The sequence below is a fragment of the Luteimonas notoginsengisoli genome (genome assembly GCF_042648885.1).
GTDB lineage: Bacteria > Pseudomonadota > Gammaproteobacteria > Xanthomonadales > Xanthomonadaceae > Luteimonas > Luteimonas notoginsengisoli.
In genome coordinates, this window is record NZ_JBHRYF010000008.1 from 46,131 (window position 1) to 66,590 (window position 20,460).

The 20,460-nt window shown below is 70.2% G+C and carries 16 protein-coding genes, 1 pseudogene and 1 riboswitch; of the genes and pseudogenes, 6 read left to right on the plus strand and 11 right to left on the minus strand.

Annotation, left to right across the window (positions count from 1 at the left end):
* Positions 1–87 precede the first annotated feature (87 nt).
* Positions 88–184: riboswitch (TPP riboswitch) on the minus strand.
* Positions 185–443: 259 nt separating this feature from the next.
* Positions 444–1,412, plus strand: coding sequence for a homoserine kinase (locus tag ACFOM9_RS08155; RefSeq protein ID WP_386708765.1), 969 nt, complete (start codon positions 444–446; stop codon positions 1,410–1,412).
* Between the two features lie 100 nt (positions 1,413–1,512).
* Here ACFOM9_RS08155 and ACFOM9_RS08160 read toward each other — a convergent pair whose 3' ends face one another.
* From ACFOM9_RS08160 to ACFOM9_RS08170, 3 genes are all read right to left on the minus strand, one after another.
* Positions 1,513–2,568 carry a 2-oxoacid:ferredoxin oxidoreductase subunit beta gene (locus tag ACFOM9_RS08160; protein WP_386708768.1) on the minus strand — a complete coding sequence of 352 codons (1,056 nt, stop codon included), beginning with the start codon at positions 2,566–2,568 and terminating at the stop codon, positions 1,513–1,515.
* A gap of 97 nt (positions 2,569–2,665) precedes the next feature.
* Positions 2,666–4,582: a 2-oxoacid:acceptor oxidoreductase subunit alpha gene (locus ACFOM9_RS08165; RefSeq protein WP_386708771.1), complete on the minus strand. Its 1,917-nt coding sequence runs from the start codon at positions 4,580–4,582 to the stop codon at positions 2,666–2,668.
* A gap of 67 nt (positions 4,583–4,649) precedes the next feature.
* The gene (locus ACFOM9_RS08170) at positions 4,650–6,494 is read right to left on the minus strand and encodes an FAD-dependent oxidoreductase (protein ID WP_386708774.1); all 1,845 of its coding nucleotides are present in this window, start codon (positions 6,492–6,494) and stop codon (positions 4,650–4,652) included.
* A gap of 176 nt (positions 6,495–6,670) precedes the next feature.
* Here ACFOM9_RS08170 and ACFOM9_RS08175 point away from each other — a divergent pair, with 176 nt between their 5' ends.
* From ACFOM9_RS08175 to ACFOM9_RS08185, 3 genes are all read left to right on the plus strand, one after another.
* Positions 6,671–7,327, plus strand: coding sequence for a TetR/AcrR family transcriptional regulator (locus ACFOM9_RS08175; RefSeq protein WP_386708777.1), 657 nt, complete (start codon positions 6,671–6,673; stop codon positions 7,325–7,327).
* A 142-nt stretch (positions 7,328–7,469) separates the two neighbouring features.
* Positions 7,470–8,126, plus strand: a complete 657-nt coding sequence (locus tag ACFOM9_RS08180) for a protein-L-isoaspartate O-methyltransferase family protein (protein ID WP_386708780.1) — start codon at positions 7,470–7,472, stop codon at positions 8,124–8,126.
* Positions 8,127–8,182: 56 nt separating this feature from the next.
* Entirely contained in the window at positions 8,183–9,574 is a 1,392-nt protein-coding gene (locus ACFOM9_RS08185; RefSeq protein WP_386708783.1) for a TolC family outer membrane protein, read from the plus strand.
* Between the two features lie 77 nt (positions 9,575–9,651).
* Here ACFOM9_RS08185 and waaA read toward each other — a convergent pair whose 3' ends face one another.
* Positions 9,652–10,950 carry a lipid IV(A) 3-deoxy-D-manno-octulosonic acid transferase gene (gene waaA / locus ACFOM9_RS08190; protein WP_386708786.1) on the minus strand — a complete coding sequence of 433 codons (1,299 nt, stop codon included), beginning with the start codon at positions 10,948–10,950 and terminating at the stop codon, positions 9,652–9,654.
* Positions 10,951–11,091: 141 nt separating this feature from the next.
* Between waaA and lpxL the strand changes: the two genes are divergently transcribed.
* Entirely contained in the window at positions 11,092–12,006 is a 915-nt protein-coding gene (gene lpxL, locus ACFOM9_RS08195; RefSeq protein WP_386708789.1) for an LpxL/LpxP family Kdo(2)-lipid IV(A) lauroyl/palmitoleoyl acyltransferase, read from the plus strand.
* 713 nt (positions 12,007–12,719) lie between these two features.
* On the opposite strand, the gene ACFOM9_RS08200 is transcribed toward lpxL, so the two are convergent.
* The 6 genes from ACFOM9_RS08200 to ACFOM9_RS08225 form a co-directional block, all read right to left on the minus strand.
* Positions 12,720–14,069, minus strand: coding sequence for an O-antigen ligase family protein (locus tag ACFOM9_RS08200; protein WP_386708792.1), 1,350 nt, complete (start codon positions 14,067–14,069; stop codon positions 12,720–12,722).
* Positions 14,066–15,235 (minus strand): glycosyltransferase, encoded by a 1,170-nt coding sequence (locus ACFOM9_RS08205; protein ID WP_386708795.1) that lies wholly within the window; start codon positions 15,233–15,235, stop codon positions 14,066–14,068. The genes ACFOM9_RS08200 and ACFOM9_RS08205 overlap by 4 nt, the downstream gene beginning before the upstream one ends.
* A gap of 22 nt (positions 15,236–15,257) precedes the next feature.
* The gene (locus tag ACFOM9_RS08210; protein ID WP_386708798.1) at positions 15,258–15,458 is read right to left on the minus strand and encodes a zinc-finger domain-containing protein; all 201 of its coding nucleotides are present in this window, start codon (positions 15,456–15,458) and stop codon (positions 15,258–15,260) included.
* A gap of 201 nt (positions 15,459–15,659) precedes the next feature.
* Positions 15,660–16,373, minus strand: a complete 714-nt coding sequence (locus tag ACFOM9_RS08215) for a pirin family protein (protein ID WP_386708801.1) — start codon at positions 16,371–16,373, stop codon at positions 15,660–15,662.
* An 87-nt stretch (positions 16,374–16,460) separates the two neighbouring features.
* The gene (locus tag ACFOM9_RS08220; RefSeq protein ID WP_386708804.1) at positions 16,461–17,048 is read right to left on the minus strand and encodes a YceI family protein; all 588 of its coding nucleotides are present in this window, start codon (positions 17,046–17,048) and stop codon (positions 16,461–16,463) included.
* Between the two features lie 53 nt (positions 17,049–17,101).
* Positions 17,102–17,692, minus strand: coding sequence for a malonic semialdehyde reductase (locus ACFOM9_RS08225; protein ID WP_386708807.1), 591 nt, complete (start codon positions 17,690–17,692; stop codon positions 17,102–17,104).
* 137 nt (positions 17,693–17,829) lie between these two features.
* Here ACFOM9_RS08225 and ACFOM9_RS08230 point away from each other — a divergent pair, with 137 nt between their 5' ends.
* Complete coding sequence (locus ACFOM9_RS08230; protein WP_386708809.1) at positions 17,830–18,780, plus strand: mitochondrial fission ELM1 family protein; 951 nt, start codon at positions 17,830–17,832, stop codon at positions 18,778–18,780.
* A 151-nt stretch (positions 18,781–18,931) separates the two neighbouring features.
* On the opposite strand, the pseudogene ACFOM9_RS08235 reads toward ACFOM9_RS08230, so the two are convergent.
* A pseudogene (locus ACFOM9_RS08235) lies at positions 18,932–20,083 on the minus strand (PQQ-dependent sugar dehydrogenase); the annotation flags it as partial.
* Positions 20,084–20,460: the final 377 nt, after the last annotated feature.

Here is a 20,460-nt window from a genome sequence, read left to right on the forward strand (position 1 = left end):
TCGAGTGGGTCTGGACGAAGCGGCGGCGCAGGCATCACGGAAAAGAACAGTCCCGGGCAGTCGAACTGTCGGGGCTGAGCCCTTCCCACGTGGTTCTGCGAAGCTTCCCTACGCCGGCATCACCCGGATCAGGTTCGAAGGGACTGTCTCAACCGGACCATGCCCGGTACCCCCGCTTCAAGCGGCATTGGACCACGTCACGCCGCCGCCGGCCAGCAGCGCGGCTGCGTGTTCCGGCGGATCGCGGGCGAAGGCGGTCACCGGAACCGCTGGGCTGCGGTGGCAGCAGCCATGGCCGCGATGAATGGCCAGGGATCATCGCAACGATGGCCGCTCCCACCGCGAACCGGGTCCCTTCAGTCCGCCCGGGCTGACGCGACCCCGGCAATCGCGTGAGAATGCGCACCAGCGGACGCAGCCGCCTTGCGGCCGAAGGAGAAACGATGCCGGTGATCCGACCATCCAATTGCGGAAAGCCCGGCAGTGTCCGCGCCTTCGCGCCCGCGGGAGTGGGCAATATCGGCGTCGGCTTCGATCTGCTCGGGCACAGCTTCGACGGCCCGCGCGATGTCGCGAGCGTGCGACGCATCGAACAGCCGGTCGTCCGCATCGCGGCCATCACCGGCGAGGCGGCGGGCAAGGATTCGATTCCGCTGCTGACAGAACGCAACACCGCGGGGGGAGCGCTGGCCTCGTTTGTCGACGGGCTTGGCCTGGATTTCGGCTTCGAGCTGGCGCTGGAGAAAGGCATCCCGGTCGGCGCCGGCCTTGGCGGCTCGGCGGCTTCGTGCGTGGCCGCGCTGGTCGCGGCGAATGCGCTGCTCGACAACCCGCTGTCGCGCGAGGCGCTGTACCCGTTCGCGATCGATGGCGAAGCGATCTCCAGCCACAGCCGGCAGGGCGACAACGTCGCCCCGATGCTGCTCGGCGGCGTGGTGCTGGCCACGGCCGAACGGATGATCACGCTGGAGGTGCCGGACTGGCTGCACTGCGTCGTCGTCCATCCGGACCAGGTGCTCGAGACGCGCCTTGCCCGCGAAGTGCTGGGCGCGCCCTACCCGCTCGCCACCGTGGTCCGCCATGGCGCGCACCTCGCGCTGTTCCTGATCGGCCTGCAGCGCGGCGATCCGCAGCTGATCCGCGAGGGGCTGCACGACGTGCTGGCCGAGCCGCGGCGGGCGCCGCTGGTGCCCGGCTTCGCGCAGGCCAAGGCCGCGGCGCTGGACCATGGGGCGCTCGGTTCGAGCCTGTCGGGCGCCGGGCCGAGCGTGTTCGCATGGTTCGCATCGAAGGCCGAGGCCGAGGCCGCCGCGCCGGCGATGCGCGCGGCCTTCGCCGCCGCCGGCTTCGACTCGCGGGCATTCGTCTCCCCGGTCGCGGGACCGCGCGCGGATCTCCTCGAATCCCTGTGACTGCGGACGCGACGCGCGCTGTTATCCGGGAGCGCCATGGGTGCGATGCTGGTCCGGGAACGCGATCGCCGATGGACGCCGCCGCCGTTGAATCCAGGGCTCAGCGCAACGCAGTGTTGATCTTCTCCAGCGCTTCGGCGCCCGGGTTCAATTCGGCCGCACCCAGCGAATTCAGCGGTGCCGCAACGGTGCCGAGGTGGCCGTGCAGGTCGACGGCTTCGGCGTCGACGTACAGCAGGCCGGTGACCAGCTCCCCGCGCGCCTGGCGCTGCTGGATCAGGCTCATCGCCGCAAGCCGGTCGCGCGGATCGTAGCCGGCGTCGAGCTTGCGCAGGCGCAGCACCGAGCCGTCGTGCTGCTCGACGTCGATGGTCTGGCCCGCCTCGTAGTCGACCACCAGCTCGGCCCGCGGCAGGATCACGTCGAGCTGGTTGACCGCCTCGTTGTGTTCGCGCACATAGTCGTAGCTGCGGGTGCTGCCGGCGTGGTTGTTGAAGGCCACGCAGGGGCTGATCACATCGAGGAACGCCGCGCCTCGATGCGACAGCGCACCCTTGATCAGTGGCACCAGCTGCTGCTTGTCGCCAGAAAACCCTCGCGCGACGTAGCTGGCGCCCAGCTGCAGCGCCATGGTCACCATGTCGAGCGGGCTGTCGGTATTGGCCACGCCCTTCTTCGACACCGAGCCCTGGTCGGCGGTGGCCGAGAACTGGCCCTTGGTCAGCCCGTACACGCCGTTGTTCTCGACGATGTAGACCATGTTGACCCCGCGGCGGATCGCGTGCACGAACTGGCCGATGCCGATCGACGCCGAATCGCCGTCGCCCGACACGCCGAGATAGAGCAGTTCGCGATTGGCGAGGCTGGCGCCGGTCAGCACCGACGGCATGCGTCCGTGCACGGTGTTGAAACCGTGCGACTGGCCGAGGAAGTAGTCCGGCGTCTTCGAACTGCAGCCGATGCCCGAGAGCTTGGCGACGCGGTGCGGCTGGATGTCGAGTTCCCAGCAGGCCTGGATGATCGCCGCGGAGATCGAATCGTGTCCGCAACCCGCGCACAGGGTGCTGATCTTGCCCTCGTAGTCGCGACGGGTGAAGCCGATGGCGTTGCAGCCAAGCGAGGGGTGGTGGAGCTTGGGTTTGGCGAGGTAGGTCATGGACGGCGCTCGTGTTGCCTTCTCCCTTCGGGAGAAGCGGCCCGAAGGGCGACAGGGAGAACGGGCATCCCGCTCGCGGCGAAGGACGGTTGGCGATTCATTGCCGCCCTGACCCGGCGCCTTGCGCCATCTTCTCCCGACGGGAGAAGGCGGCCCCGATGCGGCCCGCGATCGCACCCGCGATGAACCGCGCGGTGATCGGCGTGCCGTCGTAGTGCAGCACCGCGACCAGCCGCGCCGGGTCGATGCCGAATTCGTTGACCAGCAGCGTGCGCAATTGGCCGTCGCGGTTCTGCTCGACCACGAACACCGATTCGTGCGCCTCGATGAACCCGCGCACCGACTCGGGGAACGGAAACGCGCGCACCCGCAGCGTGTGCAGCACGATGCCATCGACCTGCAGCTGCTCGATCGCCTCGGCCATCGCCGGGCTGGTGGAACCATAGAAGATCGCGCCATGCCGCGCCGGCATTTGCGACTGTTGCGCGACCGGCTGCGGCACCAGCGATTTCGCGGTTTCGAACTTCTGCAGCAGCCGCTGCATGTTGTAGACGTAGTCCGCGCCGCGCTCGGAATACAGCGCCTGCGGATTGCGCGAGGTGCCGCGGGTGAAGTACGCGCCCTTGTCGGGATGGGTGCCGGGCCAGGTGCGCCAGGGAATGCCGTCGCCGTCGACGTCCTTGTAGCGGGCGAACTCGGCGTCAGCCTCCAGCTGCTGCGCCGTCATGACCTTGCCGCGATCGTAGGCGTGCGCGTCGTCCCACGCGAGCGGCGCGCACAGGCGCTGGTTCATGCCGATGTCCAGGTCGCTCATCACGAACACCGGCGTCTGCAGCCGGTCGGCGAGGTCGAGCGCGGCGGCGGCGAACTCGAAGCACTCGCGCGGGTCCTCGGGGAACAGCAGCACGTGCTTGGTGTCGCCGTGCGAGGCGTAGGCGCAGGCCAGCACGTCGGATTGCTGGGTGCGCGTGGGCATGCCGGTGGACGGGCCACCGCGCTGCACGTTCAGGATCGTCACCGGGATTTCGGCGAAGTAGGCCAGGCCGATGAATTCATTCATCAGCGAGATGCCCGGGCCGGACGTCGTGGTGAACGCGCGCGCGCCGTTCCAGCCGGCACCGACCACCATGCCGATCGAGGCGATCTCGTCCTCGGCCTGGATAACCGCGAAGCGCGCGCGACCTTCCGCGTCGACGCGGTACTTCTGGCAGTACTTCTGGAATGCTTCGGCCAGCGACGACGACGGCGTGATCGGATACCACGCGCACACCGTCGCGCCGCCATACACGCAGCCCAGCGCCGCGGCGGCGTTGCCTTCGACGAAGATCCGGTCGCCGACGGCGTCGGCCCGTTGCACCCGTAGCCCGATGCCGGTGCCGGCAAGCCCGTCCACGGAAGATCCGCCTTCGACGGCGGGATTGGCGTCCAACAGGTGTTCGCGCACCCAGCTGCGCCCAAGGCGCAGCGCCTCGACGTTCGGCGCCAGCAGCTTCGGCTTGCTCCGGTACTGCTCGCCGACCAGGGTTTCGATCACCGCCGGATCGATGTCCAGCAGCGCGCTGAGGGCACCGACGTACATGATGTTCTTGAACAGCTGCCGCTGGCGCGGATCGTCGTAGGTCGCATTGCAGATGTGCGTCAACGGCACGCCGATGACGGTGATGTCGTCGCGGAACTTCGACCGCGGCATCGGCCTGCTGTTGTCGTGGAACAGGTAGCCGCCGGGCTCGATCTCGGCCACGTCGACGTCCCAGGTCTGCGGGTTCATCGCCACCATCAGGTCGACGCCGCCGCGCCGGCCGAGCCAGCCGCGCTCGCACACGCGCACTTCGTACCAGGTCGGCAGGCCCTGGATGTTGGACGGGAAGATGTTGCGCGGGCTCACCGGCACGCCCATGCGCAGGATCGATTTTGCGAACAGCTCGTTGGCCGAGGCCGAGCCGGAGCCGTTGACGTTGGCGAACTTGACGACGAAGTCGTTGACGGACGCGATGGGGGCCTGGGCTGGCGTCATGCCTCGCCTCCGGCGCCGTCGTCTGCGCGCTCGCCGGAAGCCGGCGCCCCCTCCCGCATGGCGTGCTTCATGCCACCTCCGCCTCCCTGCGCTTCGCATCGCGACACCGCGGCCCGGCCTGCGTCTCCAGCAGCAGGAATTTCTGCATGTCCCACGCCCCGGTCGGGCAGCGCTCGGCGCACAGGCTGCAGTGCAGGCAGACATCCTCGTCCTTGACCATCACCCGCATCGTCTTCAGCGGCTCGGACACGTACAGGTCCTGCGCCAGGTTCAGCGCCGGCGCGGTCAGCCGCGTGCGCAGCTCGGCTTCGTCCCCGTTGCGGGTGAACGTGATGCAATCGGTCGGGCAGATGTCCACGCAGGCATCGCATTCGATGCACTTGTCCCGCGTGAACACGGTCTGCACATCGCAGTTGAGGCAGCGCTGGGTTTCCTTCCAGGCGGTGGCCGCATCGAAGCCCAGCTCGACCTCGGTGCCGAGGCTGTCGAGTTTCCTCGCCGCCTCCGACCACGGCACCGCGTAGCGTTCGTCCGGCGAGACGGCGTTGTCGTAGCTCCACTCGTGGATGCCCATCTTCTGCGACTCGAGCCGCGCCAGCGGGTCCGGACGCGCGCGCGGGTCCTCGCCGTGCAGCAGCCTGTCGATGGAGATCGCGGCGGCATGGCCATGCGCGACCGCCCAGATGATGTTCTTCGGCCCGAACGCGGCGTCCCCGCCGAACAGCACGTGCGGCAGGGACGACTGGTGCGTGGCGTTGTCCACCACCGGCATGCCCCATTCGTCGAACACGATGCCGGCGTCGCGTTCGATCCACGGGAAGGCGTTTTCCTGGCCGACGGCGATCAGCACGTCGTCGCACGCATGGAATTCGTCGGGTTCGCCGGTGGGCACCAGCCTGCGGCGACCGCGGTCGTCGTATTCGGCGCGCACGCGCTCGAACACCATGCCCGTGAGCCGCCCGCTGGCGTGGCAGAACGCCTTGGGCACGCGGCAGTCGAGGATCGGGATGCCCTCGTGCATCGCGTCCTCCTTCTCCCACGGGCTGGCCTTCATCTCGTCGAAGCCCGAGCGCACCAGCACCTTGACGTCATTGCCGCCGAGGCGCCGCGCCGAGCGGCAGCAGTCCATCGCGGTGTTGCCCCCGCCAAGCACCAGCACCCGGCGGCCGATGCCGGTGACGTGGCCGAAATAGACGTTCGCCAGCCAGTCGAGGCCCACGTGGATGTTGGCGGCGCCTTCCTGGCGCCCGGGCAGGTCCAGGTCGCGCCCGCGCGGCGCGCCGCTGCCGACGAAGACCGCGTCGAACCCCTGCGCCAGCAGTGCCTGTATCGAATCGATGTGCCGGTTGCCGACGAACTCCACGCCGAGGTCGAGGATGTAGCCGCACTCCTCGTCGATGACTTCCTCGGGCAGGCGGAAGCGCGGCACCTGGGTGCGCATGAAGCCGCCGGGCCGGGGATCGGCCTCGAACACGGTGACGTGGTAGCCCAGCGGCGCGAGGTCGCGGGCGACCGTCAGCGACGAAGGCCCGGCGCCGACGCAGGCGATGCGCTTGCCGTTCGGCTGCGGGGCAGGCTTGGGCATGCGCGCGCGCACGTCGCCCTTGTGGTCGGCGGCCACGCGCTTGAGCCGGCAGATCGCCACCGGCTCGGGCTTCTCCCGCATCGAGTCGGGACCGTTGTTCTCCTCCACCCGGCCGCGCCGGCAGGCGGGCTCGCAGGGGCGGTCGCAGGTGCGGCCGAGGATCCCGGGGAAGACGTTCGAATGCCAGTTCACCATGTAGGCATCGGCATGGCGGCCGGCGGCGATCAGGCGGATGTATTCGGGGACCGGCGTGTGCGCCGGACAGGCCCACTGGCAATCGACGACCTTGTGGAAGGTGCCCGGATCGCGGATATCGGTTGGCTCCAAAGCGCACCCCGACTGCTGGCTGACCGGACGCGCCGGCCCCGCTCGCGGGCCGAGTCTAGCGCCGAATGGCGCGGCGGGTGGAAGCCCGCGCGCATGGGTCCGGGAAACCCGAATGCCCGGCAACGGCGCACGCCCGCGAACCCCAAATACAAAACCGATTGGTATAGTATTGCGTCATGTCGAATTTCCCAGCCCGCAAGCCTGCTTCTACCAGGCAAGCCAGCCCGGGCCGCCCGAAGGACCTCGCCAAGGGCGCGGCGATCCTGGAAGCGGCCAAGCGCATGTTCACCCTGCACGGCTTCGACCGCACCAGCATGGACCAGATCGCCAGCGAAGCCGGGGTCTCCAAGCTCACCGTCTACAGCCATTTCGGCGACAAGGACGCGTTGTTCGCGGCCGCGGTCAAGTCGCACTGCGAGACCCAGCTGCCCGACGCCCTGTTCGAGCCGTCGCCCGATACTCCGCTGCGCGAACGCCTGCTCGAGATCGCGCGGGCGTTCTTCAGCATGGTCAGCTCGCCCGAAGCGGTCGCCGGCCATCGCATCATGTGTTCGCCCCAGGTCACCGCTTCGCCCCTGCCCGAGATCTTCTGGAAGGCCGGACCGGAACGCACCACCATCATGTTCGCGAAGCTGCTGCAGGGGCGCGTCGACGCCGGCCAGCTCGAGATCCCGGACGTGGCGATGGCGTCCTCGCAGTTCTTCACCCTGATCAAGGGCGAGGCCCATGCCCGGATGGTGTTCGGCTGCTGCGCCGGCACGCGGCCGGTGGAGGAGCACCTGGAGGCCTGCGTCGACATGTTCCTGCGCGCCTACGGCACGCGCAGCGCATGAGTTGCGCGCCGTGACCACCGGCACGGTGCCGGGGGTTGCGGTGACTTCCGGCACTGCGTGCTGCTGTGCTGCAACAGCGATCCTGCAGGGGCAGGGGCGCAAACACCGTAAAATAGCGGGCTGCCCGCACGAGACCTGGAATATGTCGACCATGGATTACACCAAGGCCCGCGAAACGATGGTGGAACAGCAGGTGCGTCCCTGGGACGTGCTCGACGTGCGCGTCCTCGACGTGCTCGTGCGGCTGCCGCGCGAGGCCTTCGTCTCCGAGACCCATCGCGCTCTCGCGTACGCCGACATCGAGCTGCCGCTGGGCCACGGCGAACGCATGATGAAGCCGGTCGTCGAAGGCCGTGCGCTGCAGGCGTTGGAACTCCAGGCCGGCGACGAGGTGCTGGAGATCGGCACCGGCAGCGGCTTCATGGCCGCGTGCCTGGGCATGCTGGCGCGCGACGTCGTCAGCATCGAGCGCCATCCCGACTTCGTCGACCTCGCGCGCGGGCGCCTGCAGGCGCAGGGCATCACCAACGCCGCGGTCGAACTCGCCGATGCGATGACCTGGGACACCGAACGCCGCTTCGACGCGATCTGCGTGTCCGGCGCGGTCGCCGCGGTGCCATCGCGCTTCCTGCAGTGGCTGCGTCCGGGTGGGCGCATGTTCGTGGTGCGCGGCAACCCGCCGGTGCTCGACGCCGCGCTGCTGCGCCAGGACGTCAACGGCATCCGTGCCGAATCGTTGTTCGAGACCGAACTTCCCTACCTCGTCGGCGCGGCTCCCGTGCCCGCCTTCGTGTTCTGAAACCACACCCCGACACCGCGTCACGATCCGGTGCCCCCGATCCAAAGGAACCCCGCATGAGCCGCCGCCCCCTCGCCCTCGCGCTCGCCCTGGCCGCCTTGCTGCCGGCCTCGGCGTTCGCCGAAGACCTGCTGCAGACGTACGAGCTCGCCCGCACCGGTGACCCGCAGCTTGCCGCGGCCGAATCCGGGCGCCTCGCGCAGAAGGAAGGCGCCGTGCAGGCCCGCGCCCAGCTGCTGCCGCAGATCAACGGCAGCGCGTCGTTGTCGCGCTCGCACTTCGCCGGCCAGGACTATGACGACCCGACCACGCGCAGCTACAGCGCCAGCCTCGACCAGACCGTCTTCAATTGGAGCAATTTCGCCAACCTGCGTGGACAGCGGGCCTTGAGCGAAGCGGCCGACTACGACCTGGAAGCCGCCGGCGACTCGCTGGTCACGCGCACGTCGGCCGCCTACTTCAACGTGCTGGTGGCGATCGAGACGCTGGCGGCCGCTGAAGCGGCCGAAACCGCGCTCAAGCGCCAGTTCGACTACGCCGACAAGCGCCTGGAAGTGGGCCTGGCGCCGATCACGGACGTGCACGAGGCCCGCGCCCAGTACGACAGCGCGCGCGCCAACACCATCGCCCAGCGCAACGCCCTGGCCGATGCCTACCAGGCGCTCACCGAGATCACCGGCACACCGATCCGGAATCTCAAAGGCCTGCCGGACGACTTCCGCCCCGAGCTGCCGGCGGGCGGCGATGCCGACACCTGGGTGGCCTCGGCGATCGACAACAACCCCGCGCTCAAGTCGCTCGAATACCAGGTCAAGTCCGCCGAACAGGGCGTCTCGTCCGCACGCGGCGGGCACTACCCGTCGCTGAGTTTCGGTGCCAGCTACGGCAACCGCGACAGCTGGGGCGGTCCTGCCTTTGTCCCCGATCCCACCGACCCCACCGCGTCGACGCGCGCGGGCGAAGACCGGTCGATCGGCCTGACCCTGACCGTGCCGATCTTCTCCGGCGGCGCCACCCAGTCGCGCGTGCGCGAGGCGATCGCCAACCGCGACGTCCGCCAGGACCAGCTCGAGCAGCAGAAGCGCGCGGTCGAGCGCAACACCCGCAACTCGTACCAGACCCTGGTCGCCGGCATCAGCGAGATCGAGGCGCGGCGACTGGCCGTGGTCTCCGCCGACGCAGCCTACGATGCCTCGCAGGTTGGCCTGGAAGTGGGCACGCGCACCGTGCTGGACGTGCTGATCAACCAGCAGAACCTGTTCAACGCGCGCCAGGCCTACGCGATCGCCAAGTACAACTATCTGCAGAACCGGCTGCTGCTCGAGCAGTCCGCGGGCTCGCTGGAATACAACGACGTGCAGGACGTCAACCGCCTGCTCACCGTGGATGCCAACGCGCAGCTGTCGACCGAACCGGCAACGCCGTCGGGCGAGCCGCAGGTGCAGTAACTCCGTTCGTCATCGCTTCCGCGGCCCGGCACATGCCGGGCCGTTGTTTTTCCGGAGTCCGTGTCGCCCCGGCGCCTTCAGCCCGGCCTGCGCGGCAGGTCCCTGCCCACCAGCTCCAGCGTGCGCGCCAGTGCACCGCGCCCCTGCTCCACCAGCGCCAGCCCGGCCGCGCCCATCGCGGCGCGGCGCTCGTCGTCGGCAAGCAGGGCTTCGATCGCATCGCCCACCGCGTCGGCGTCGTCACACACGGCCAGCGCATCGGCCGCGCCCATCTGCCGGGCGATGTCGGCGAAGTTGTGCAGGTGCGGCCCGGTGACGACGGCGGTGGCCACCGCCGCCGGTTCGAGCATGTTGTGGCCGCCGATGTCCTGCAGGCTGCCGCCCACGAACGCCACCTGCGCGCAGGCATAGAAGTCCATCAGTTCGCCGAGGGTGTCGACCACGAATACCGCATCGTCCCCGTCGGGCCAGCGGGTGAGCCGGCGCGTGGCTACGCGCCAGCCGGCGTCGATGGCCGCCTGCGAGACCGGCCGGAAGCGTTCCGGATGGCGCGGCGCCCACAGCAGCAGCAGGTCGGGCCAGCGCTCGCGCAGCCGCTGGTGGATCGCGATCACCGCCGCCTCTTCTTCGGGATGGGTGCTGGCGGCGATCCATGCCGGGCGCGTGCCGGCGTGCTGCCGGAACGTGGCGGCCGAGGCCTGCCAGCGCGGGTCCACCGCGATGTCGAATTTCAGGTTGCCGGTCACCACCACCGCGTCGCGGTCGGCGCCCAGCCGCACGAAACGCTCGCCGTCGCGCCGCGACTGCGCCGCGATCCTGCGCAGCGTGCGCAACGCGCGTCCGACCAGGGCGCGCAGCACCCGGTAGCCGCGCAGCGATCGCTCCGAGAGCCGCGCGTTGACGATGTAGACCGGGATGCCGTGGTCGCGGCAGCAGAACAGCAGGTTCGGCCACAGCTCGGTTTCCACGATCAGTCCCAGCCGCGGCCGATAGTGGCCGAGGAAGCGGCGCACCGCGCCGGACAGGTCGTAGGGCAGGTAGACGTGCTCGACCCGGTCGCCCCACAGCGCGCGCGCGCGCGACGAGCCGGTAGGCGTGATCGTGCTCACCAGCAGGCGCAGGTCCGGCCGCTCGCGCAGCAGCGCGTTGACCAGCGGCGCGGCCGCGCCCACCTCGCCCACCGACACCGCATGGATCCACACGGTCTCGGCGTGCGCCTGCGCGCCGTAGGCGGCATAGCGCTCGTTCCAGCGCTGGAAATATTCGGGCTGGCGGAAACCACGCCAGATCAGGTGGTACACCGTGACCGGCACCAGCAGGTACAGCGCGGCCGAATACAGGGCGCGCAGCAGGTGTTCGATCGGGTCGTTCCGCATCGGGGAAGGATAGCGGAGAGGTCGTATCGGTGACCGCGCGACCGCAGGCCCGTTCCAGGCGGAGCAGCCGTGGCCGCGCCCACCGGTCGCACTTTTCCGCTGCTGGCAGTCCGGTTCGGTTGCCGCCGGTAGAATCGCCGCATGAGCGCAACTTCCGACATCGGCCCGCCGCCGCTGGCTCCACGCCACTGGCCGGCGTGGCTGGGCATCGGCGCGATGGCGCTGCTCGCGCGCCTGCCCTGGTCGTGGCAGCGCGCGCTCGGCCGGCCGCTCGGCGCGCTGCTGCGCGCGCTGCTGCGCGAGCGCCGCGGCATCGCGCTGCGCAACCTGGAGCTTTGCTTTCCAGAGCTCGATGCTCCCGCGCGCGACGCGCTGCTGCGCGAGCATTTCCGGGCGCTGGCAATCGGCGTGTTCGAATTCGCGCGCGCGTGGTGGGGCTCGGTCGAGCCGCTGCGCAGCGGGATCGACGTCGAGGGACTCGAACACATGGCAGCGGCGCGCGCCGGCGGCCGCGGCGTGATCGTCGTCTCCGGCCACTTCACGACGCTGGAAGTCTGCGGCCGGCTGATGTGCGACCACGTGCCGCTGGCCGGCATGTATCGCCCGCACGCGCAGCCGGCGATGGAATGGGCGGTGCGCCGCGGCCGTGCGCGCTACGCCGCGGCGATGTTCCCCAAGCAGGACGTGCGCGGCGCGGTGAAGCACCTCAAGCGCGGCGGCCTGCTGTGGTACGCGCCGGACCAGGACCCCAGCCGCGGCGACAGCGTCTACGTCCCGTTCTTCGGCCAGCCAGCGCACAGCCTCACCTCGACCCACCAGCTCGCGCGCATGTCGGGCGCCGCGGTGGTGCTCTACCAGCACGCACGCCGCGCCGACGGCAGCTACGTCCTGAAGCTCTGGCCGGCGTTCGACGGGTTCCCGTCGAAGGACGCGGCCGCCGACACCGCGCGCGTCATGGCCGGCATCGACACCATGGCCCGCGCCGCCCCCGCGCAGTACCTGTGGATCCATCGCCGCTTCAAGCGCCGCCCGGACGGCACCTCGCCCTACGCGTAGTGCGTGTCGCGGGAAATTTCCCCCTCTCGTGCAGCGAGATCATGGCCCGGATGCTCGACTGAGCGTGCCGCCGACTGCGCACCCGTGCGCGTACGGGCCCTGACGACCTACGCCTTATGGAGGAGGCGGCTTCAGCGTCGAGCTCTTGATCAGGTGGGCAGCACCAAGAGCTCGCGGCTGAAGCCGCTCCTACAAGAGTCCTGCGGACGCAGTTGCCTAGGCCGATGTCCTTGCTTGGGTCTCGCCTTTGCTTGCCGTGATTGCCTTGCTATTGCTGTTGCTCTTGCTTCGCCGTGGCCTTTGATCCTGATCTTCGGGGCCCCTCCGTAGCGGCGGAGCCGGCGGGCAAAACCCGCAGGGCGCCGCACAGGGATGTGCGGCGTTTTCCGCGAGGGCAGGATGCCCTCTCGGAAAATTCCCGTTGGCTCCGCGAACCCGGCGCAACGCGCCGGGCGCGCAGGCGGGGTGTGCTTTCTTTGCGCCAGGTGTCTTTGCACAAGCAAAGAAAGGTGGCTCGCGCCGTCACGGCGCGAAAGCCTTGATCTTGATGTGGCCCCAAAGGTGGGCCGCCAGGAAGCTCGTTACGCTCGCCTCCTCATCCGGCGCGTCGCGCCACCTTCTCCGCAAGCGGGAAAAAGGCCGGTTGATCGATCACGCACGCTGGAGAACGGCTGGTTGATCCCTGTCAGGCACGCGAGGAATGCTCCGCGGCTTCACTCCGCCGCAGCGACTTCGGCCGGCAGCTTCTCCCGCCGCGCCAGCAGGCTCCCCGCGAACAGCGCCGCCAACAGCAGCGTCAGCCCACCCCAGAACGTCGAATAGAACGCCAGGTGGGTGTTGAACGGAAACACCGTGACCGCCAGCGCCAACATCGCCGGACGCGCCCGGTCGCGCGCATCGGCGTCCGCGTAGCGCCAGGCGCGCCACGCCAGCGCCGCGCCCGACAGCCACAGCAGCAGGCCGAGCAGGCCGGTTTCGCTCAGGATCTCGAGCACGATCTGGTGCGCGTGGAACGCCGGACCCGAGCCCCAGGCGGGGATTTCGTCGGGCTCCGGATCGCAGGCCGGGAACGCCTCGCGGAAGCTGCGCGCGCCGACGCCGTTGACCGGATGCTCGCGCGCCATGCACAGCGCCGCACCCCAGATCCGGCCGCGCCCGGACAGCGCGTCGTCCAATCCGCTCTCGTCGGCGGTCAGCGCCTGCGATGTCCGTTCGACGCGCTCGCGCACCTGCGGCACGGTCAGCGTCAGCACCAGCAGCAGCACGGCGCCGAACGCGAACACGCCCGCGAGCTTCTTCCAGCCCAGCAGGCGCCAGCCGGAGAACACCAGCACCAGCGCGTAGGTGATCCACGACGCACGGGCGCCGCCTAACAGGATCACCATCCCGACCAGCGCGACGGCGATGATCCAGCCGACGCTGCCGAAGCGGCGCCCCGCCACATACAGCGCGAACGGCGACAGGCTCGCCAGCACGATGCCGAGTTTGAGGTTGCAGGGACCGAGGATGCCGCTCAGGCGATCGACCGCCGCGATCTCCTCGGCGCTGCACATCGGCCGGTGTTCGATCGCCTGCTTCAGCGCGTCCAGCCCCCAGAACAGCGGGCTGGTGCCCGACAGCGCCTGCAACAGCGCGTCCAGCGTCCAGACACCGGCGATGATCGCCAGGCCACCGAAGGTGATGCGCCGACCGCGCCGGTCGGCGACCGCGGAGGCGACCAGCCACAGGAACGGCAGGTAGCGCAGCGCGGTGGCCGTCTTGTAGAACGCATGCCGGGTGTCGACGGCATCGAATGCGGAGAACAGCTGCGGCAGCCAGTAGGCGAAGAACAGCGCGCTGGTCAGTGCCCACGCAGGGCCGCTGAGCAGTTCGGTGCCGCCGCGGAAGCGGGTGACCAGCAGCTTGATGATCGCCGCCAGCGCGCCGAGCACCAGTACGCCTTCGGCGATGCCCGGTGCAGGCCACAGCGCGACGAAGGCCAGCACCCAGTAAGGCGCCCAGTGCCAGCCGCTGCGCGGTACGCCAGGCGCCAGGTCTGCGTCAGCGACGGCGGCGTTGGTCATGCGCGCGGGTCCTGCGTGGATGGGTCATGGGCGAGTTCGTCGTAGACCGCAAGCGTGGACTGCTGCATGGCATGCAGCGAGTAGCGCGCGATCAAGGCCGGCATCGTAGCCTGAAGCGCCGCAGGCCGCGCACCTCGGCCGTCCAGCAGCGCGCGCGCGCACTCGTGCAGCGCGTCGACGTCGAACGGTGCCACGACGCCAGCCGGCTGCAGTTCGCGCAGGAGTTCGCCGACGCCCCCATGCGCCCAGCCCAGCACCGGGCGTCCGACCGACAGCGACTCGATCACGGTGCGGCCGAAGGCTTCGGGCTTGCGCGACAGCTGCAGCACCAGGTCGCTGGCGGCATAGGCGTTGGCGATGGCCGTGGTCGGTGGCGTGATCGCCACCGCATCGGCGATGCCCAAGGCGCTGGCCCGCGCCTCGAGCTCTCCGATGTAGGCCGCCCGCCCAGGCTCGCGCGCACCGGGCATCCACAGCCGCGCGTCGAGGCCGTCGGCGCGCAGCCGCGCGAGCAGCTCCAGCGCGTCGGCATGGCCCTTCAGGCGCGTGCCGCGGCCAGGCAGGAGCAGCAACGGTCCGTCGCCGCCAAGCTGCGCATGCTGCGCGGCGACACCGGCGCGCGCGGCGAGGTTCGGCCATGGCCCCAGCGGGAATGCCTCGGGGTCGATGCCGCGCGGGATCACCCGCAGCTTCGCGGCGTCGGTGCGCGGGTAGTGCTGCAGCACGTAGTCGCGCACCGTGCCGGACACGCAGACCACGCGTTCCCCGCGGGTCATGACCGCGCTGTAGCGCGAGGGCGAATTGAGTCCGTGCACGGTGGTCATGAAACGTGGCCGCGAGCCGGCAGGCAGGCCGCGCAGCGCGCGCCAGCCGATCCACGCCGGCAGCCGCGAACGCGCGTGCACGATGTCGGCCTGCGCGCGCGCCAGCAGCTCGCGCAGCGGGCGAACCTGGCGCAGCGTGGCCAGCGACTTGCGGCCGATGTCGAGTTCGATGTGTTCGGCGCCGCTCGCCCGCAGCTGCGGCACCAGCCGTCCGCCCGCGGACACGACGATGGCGCGATGCCCGGCGCGGACCAGGGCGTCGGCGATCTCGAGGGTGGAACGTTCGACCCCGCCGGACGCCATCGCCGGCAGCAGCTGCACGACGGTCAGCGCGCGGGGCATGTCCAGGCCGGTGGCGGCCGGCTCAGTCGACCAGGACGAAGTGCGCGCCGCAGTACGGGCAGTCGGATTCGCCGCCATCGGCGGCGATCGGCAGGTAGACGCGCGGATGCGAATTCCATAGCGCCATCGACGGCAGCGGGCAGCACAGCGGCAGGTCGGCGCGATGTACTTCGTAGCGCGTCTGGGCGTTGGCTTGCGCGGGGGTGGCGATGGCTGCGGTCATGGCGGGAGGAAGCCGGGCACGGGAGGCACGCAGTTTACCAAGCCGCGGCGAGCCGGGCCGCCGGGCCCTGCAGGCGCAGCATCAACCGCCCTCGCCTGGCATCAGGGGACGGGGCACGTGGGACCGCCAAGGCCGATAGATCGACGCGAACTCCGTCGCGCCGCTCCCACTGGACTGCCTCGCAGTCAGGCACGGCCCCGATCAGACCGGCAGGTCGAACAGCAGCACGTCGGCGATCGTGTCGCCCGCGACGCCTTCCAGGCTCAGTTCGCCCGACTCGTCGACGAAGCCGATCGCGTCGCCCGCCTCCAGCGCGCGGCCATCGACCTCGACGGCGCCCTGCGCCAGGTGCAGCCAGTAGCGCCGGCCCGGCTGCAGCGAGAACGCGGCGGCCTCGCCCTCGCCCAGGCGCATGCCGTGCAGCCAGGCCTGCTGGCGGATGGCGAGGCTGCCCTCGGCGCCGTCGGGCGAGACGAGCGTGGTCCAGCGCCCGCGGCGGGCCTGCGGATCGAAGGCCTGTTGCGCATGCGCCGGCGGCGCGTTGACCCGGTCGGGCTGGATCCAGATCTGCAGGAAATGCACCGGCGCGTCCTTCGACGCGTTGAACTCGCTGTGCTCGATGCCGTGGCCGGCGCTCATCCATTGCAGTTCGCCGGCGCGCAGCACGCCTTCACCGCCGTTGTCGTCGCGATGGGCGAGCGCGCCGTCGAGCACGTAGCTCAGGATCTCCATGTTGGCGTGGCCGTGCGGCGGGAAACCCTGGCCCGGCGCCACCCGGTCCTCGTTGATCACCCGCAGCGGACCCCAGCCCATCCACGACGGGTCGTGGAAATGGCCGAACGAAAACGTGTGGCGGCTGTCGAGCCAGCCGGTGGTGACCTGGCCGCGTTCGGCGGCGGCGCGCAGGACCTGCATGTGGATGTCCCCGTTGGAAGGTGAAAACGCAGCCGCCGCGCCGTTGCGGGCGCGGCGGCACGGCTAGCCGGTGGCTTTGGGCGCGCTCTACTGCGCGGTGTCGGGCTTGGGCACCATCGCCTCGGTGGTGATGCGCAGCTTCACCTCGTCGCTGACGTTGGGCACGTACATCGCCAGGTCGAAGTCGCTGCGCTTGATCGTCGCGCTGGCGTCGAAGCCGATCGCGGGGCGCTTGGCCATCGGGTGTTCGGCGGCCTTGTTCAGGGTCACGTCCAGCACCACTGGCTTGGTGATGCCCTTGATGGTGAGGTCGCCGGTGACCTTCAGCCGGCCGTCGCCGGCGGCTTCGACCCGGGTGCTCTTGAAGGTCGCCGCGGGAAACTTCGCGGCATCGAAGAAATCCGCGCTCTTGAGGTGCTGGTCGAAGTCGGCCACGAACGAGTCCAGGCCCGAGAGCGGCAAGGTCACCTCGACACTGGAAGCGGACACCTCGTCGGCGTCGTAGACCAGCGTGCCGGCGGCCTGGCCGAAGTTGAGCGACGGGTTGGAGAAGCCGAAATGGCTCCACTGCGCGATCACGTTGGTGTGGTTCGGATCGAGCTTGTAGCTCAGCGGCGCGGCGAAGGCGGAGGCGGCGAACAGCGAGAGGGTGGCGGCAAGGACGAGGCGCTTCATGGGGAGTCTCCTGGAGCGGGCCTGCGGGCCCGGGATGAATGGTGGGGTGGCGATTACTCGATCCGCGCGGCTTCGTCGAAGCCCAGCCGCGGCGAGCGGGCGAAGATGCTGGCGGGGTCGCCTTGGCCGAGGTTGACCAGGAAGTTGGACCTGATCGCGGTGCCCTTGAAGAACGCTTCGTCCACCTTGTCGGTGTCGAAGCCGGACATCGGGCCGGTATCCAGGCCGAGCGCGCGCGCGGCCAGGATCAGGTAGGCGCCCTGCAGGCTGGAGTTGCGCAGGGCCACCCGGTACATGCGCTCCTCCGGCGAGCCCTCGAACCAGGACTTGGCGTCGGTATGCGGGAACAGGTACGGCAGCTTGTCGTGGAAGCGCATGTCGTAGCCGACGATCACCACCACGGGGGCGGCCATGGTCTTGGCGAAGTTGCCCTCCGACAGCGCCGGGCCGAGCTTTTCCTTGGCCGCCTGCGACTTCACGAACACGAACCGTGCCGGGGTCGTGTTGGCCTCGGTGGGACCGAACTTCACCAGGTCGTAGAGCTGGTGCAGGGTCTGGTCGCTGATCTCGCCGCCGAAGGCGTTGTAGGTGCGGGCAGCGCGGAACAACTGGTCGAGGGCGGCATCGGGCAGGGCGGCAGTCATGGGGGTCCTTTGGGGGCGATTCGCCGGAAACAGGCGTGGATCGTGCGTCGAAGCCAGCAGTGTAGAGTTCCGCGGCGGCGGCCACAGCCTTGCAGCCGGAACGCATTGGGCTCATCAACAGAACAACAGGTCGATTTTTGATCGATTACCTACAGTCGTGGGCTATCAGCGACGGCCGCGCCGGCAACGCCCGGCAGGCCACGGCGCTGGCTTCCGCCCTGTCCGGAGACGGGTGCGGCAGCTGCCTCCTGTCGCCGCGCGCGCCCTGGCGCTGGCTGGCGCCGCGCCGCCTGCCCGGCAGCGCCGACGCCTTCGGCGACGACTTCGCCCGCTTGCTCGCGGCGCCGCCGCGCATCGCGGTCGGCTGCGGCCGCCAGGCGGCGCTGGCCACCCGACTGGTGCGCGAGCGCGGGAGCCGGGTCGTGCAGGTGCTGGATCCGCGCATCGATCCGGCGCACTGGGACCTGGTCGTCGCGCCGTTGCACGACGGCCTGTCAGGGACCAACGTCATCGCCACCCTGGGCAGCCTGCATCCGGTCGACGACGCCTGGCTGGCGCGCGCACGCGCGCAGTTCGCCGCGTTCCAATCGCTGCCGCGACCGCGGACCGCGCTTCTGGTCGGCGGCGGGAGCGCGCACGCGCGCTTCGACCTCGCCGCGTTCGAGGCGCTGGCCTCGCGGCTCGACGCCGCGATGGCGCGCGATGGCGGCTGCGTGCTCGCCACCGCATCTCGGCGCACGCCCGCCGACATCCGCCGCGCGCTGCGCGACCGGTACCACGGGGCCGCTGGCCTGGCGTGGTGCGACGAGGCCGACGGCCCCAATCCCTACCCCGGCCTGCTGGCCTGGGCCGACCGCATCGTCTGCACCCCGGACTCGGTGAACATGGTGTCCGAGGCCTGCGCCACCCGCGCGCCGGTGTTCGTGTTCGAACCCGGACGCGTACGGGGCCGCCCGCGCGGCTTCCTCGACGCGCTGCTGGCCAGCGGTCGCATCCGCGAGATGGACGCCGCGCTCGCGCCATTCGAAGTGGAGCCGCTGCGGGAGACCGCGCGCGTTGCGGCGGAGATTCGGCGGCGGTTCGGCTGATTCGTGGCCGTTGTTGCGGGGACGGCTTTGTGGAGCGGGACGGGAGTTCTTTCGCTGCGCTCGCGATGACGGATCAGATCGCAGTCTTTTGGGCGGCGATCCCGGATCGCGCGAGCACTGAAGCTCGCGGCTGAAGCCGCTCCTGCAGGACCGGCGTCAGCTTGAGCAGGCGCGCGCCGGCGCCGTCCTCCAGCAGCCACAGCGCCCCGTCCGGCCCCTGCTCGACCTCGCGGATCCTGCGGCCCATGTCGTATCGGGCGGCTTCGCGCGCCTGCGCGCCGTCGAACTGGATCCGCACCAGCGCCTGCGAGGCGAGGCCGCCGATGAAGCCGTGGCCGCGGAAGTACGGGAACATCGAACCGGAATAGATGACGAAGCCCGACGGCGCGATCACCGGCGTCCACCACGCTTCGGGCGCATTGAATTCCGGGCGCGTGTCGTGGTCGGGGATCGGACTGCCGTCGTAGTTGTCTCCGTTCGACACGATCGGCCAGCCGTAGTTGGTGCCGCGCTCGACCAGGTTCAGTTCGTCGCCGCCGGCCGGGCCCATCTCGTGTTCCCACAGCCGGCCGGCGTTGTCGAACGCCAGCCCCAGCACGTTGCGATGGCCGAGCGTCCAGACCTGCGCGGCGACGCCACCCTGGGCGGCGAAGGGGTTGTCGGCCGGCACGCCGCCGTCGGCGTCGAGCCGGACGATCTTGCCCAGGTTCGACTGCAGGTCCTGCGCAGGCGAACCCTGCTGGCGTTCGCCGGAGCTGATCCACAGCTTGCCGCCGCGGTCGAAGGCGATCCGGTGGCTGTAGTGCGCGCTGCCGCCAACCTTGGGCACCTGGCGCCAGACCACCTGCAGGCCGGACAGGCTGCCGCCGGTGCCGGCGTCGAGGGTCAGCGTCGCCCGCGCCACCGCCGCGCCGCGGGTGTCGCCCTCGCCGGCTTCGACGTAGCTCAGGTAGACCAGGTGGTTGCCGGCGAACTGTGGATGCAACACCACGTCGCCAAAGCCGCCCTGCCCGCCGTAGTCCACCGCCGGCACGCCGACGATCTCGCCCAGCTGGCGGCTGGCCGGATCGAACAGGCGCAGGCGGCCGGCCTTCTCGGTGACCAGCAGCCGGCCGTCGGGCAGGAAGGTCATCGCCTAGGGCTCGTCGAAGCGCGCGTACTCGGTCTTGACGAAGGGTTTAGCCGGCACTCGCAGGGCCGGCAGGCGGCCGCCGGTGGGTGGAGGGATGGCGGTCGCGGTCGCTGCCGTGCCCGCAGCGTTCGCCGGGCGCGGATCGATGGCCGTGCCGGTGGCGCCCGACATGCCCGCATGGCCGGAATGGACGGCCGTCGCCGGGCCGGTGGCCAGCGCATCGAGGCCATCGGCGGTCACCGCAGCGCGCTCGCAGCCGGCGGCGAACAGGGCAAACCCTGCGACGACGGAAAGGATGCGGCGCATGGCGATCCTCATGGTGGGAGGCGTGCGTGGTTTATACGCCGGCGTGGCGGTTATCGCGTGATGCCGAGGCGGCGGAACACACAGTGCTCGCGAGGGGGCGAAGCGCCCACTCTCCGACATTCCGCGACTCAATCGTCTAACGTTTTGTTGGCGGAGATCCAGATGGCTCGGTGCGGTTCGGTCGAAGAGCTCGCGGCTGAAGCCGCTCCTACCTATTCCGGTTGGCCACTGTCGCCCCCATG

What these genes read in the sequence shown, in the direction of transcription:
- ACFOM9_RS08225 (WP_386708807.1), bottom strand. Translation starts at nt 17,692, where the DNA reads ATGACTGCCGCCCTGCCCGATGCCGCCCTCGACCAGTTGTTCCGCGCT.
- ACFOM9_RS08165 (WP_386708771.1), bottom strand. Translation starts at nt 4,582, where the DNA reads ATGACGCCAGCCCAGGCCCCCATCGCGTCCGTCAACGACTTCGTCGTC.
- ACFOM9_RS08175 (WP_386708777.1), top strand. Translation starts at nt 6,671, where the DNA reads ATGTCGAATTTCCCAGCCCGCAAGCCTGCTTCTACCAGGCAAGCCAGC.
- ACFOM9_RS08210 (WP_386708798.1), bottom strand. Translation starts at nt 15,458, where the DNA reads ATGACCGCAGCCATCGCCACCCCCGCGCAAGCCAACGCCCAGACGCGC.
- ACFOM9_RS08160 (WP_386708768.1), bottom strand. Translation starts at nt 2,568, where the DNA reads ATGACCTACCTCGCCAAACCCAAGCTCCACCACCCCTCGCTTGGCTGC.
- ACFOM9_RS08185 (WP_386708783.1), top strand. Translation starts at nt 8,183, where the DNA reads ATGAGCCGCCGCCCCCTCGCCCTCGCGCTCGCCCTGGCCGCCTTGCTG.
- waaA (WP_386708786.1), bottom strand. Translation starts at nt 10,950, where the DNA reads ATGCGGAACGACCCGATCGAACACCTGCTGCGCGCCCTGTATTCGGCC.
- lpxL (WP_386708789.1), top strand. Translation starts at nt 11,092, where the DNA reads ATGAGCGCAACTTCCGACATCGGCCCGCCGCCGCTGGCTCCACGCCAC.
- ACFOM9_RS08215 (WP_386708801.1), bottom strand. Translation starts at nt 16,373, where the DNA reads ATGCAGGTCCTGCGCGCCGCCGCCGAACGCGGCCAGGTCACCACCGGC.
- ACFOM9_RS08180 (WP_386708780.1), top strand. Translation starts at nt 7,470, where the DNA reads ATGTCGACCATGGATTACACCAAGGCCCGCGAAACGATGGTGGAACAG.
- ACFOM9_RS08220 (WP_386708804.1), bottom strand. Translation starts at nt 17,048, where the DNA reads ATGAAGCGCCTCGTCCTTGCCGCCACCCTCTCGCTGTTCGCCGCCTCC.
- ACFOM9_RS08200 (WP_386708792.1), bottom strand. Translation starts at nt 14,069, where the DNA reads ATGACCAACGCCGCCGTCGCTGACGCAGACCTGGCGCCTGGCGTACCG.
- ACFOM9_RS08155 (WP_386708765.1), top strand. Translation starts at nt 444, where the DNA reads ATGCCGGTGATCCGACCATCCAATTGCGGAAAGCCCGGCAGTGTCCGC.
- ACFOM9_RS08205 (WP_386708795.1), bottom strand. Translation starts at nt 15,235, where the DNA reads ATGCCCCGCGCGCTGACCGTCGTGCAGCTGCTGCCGGCGATGGCGTCC.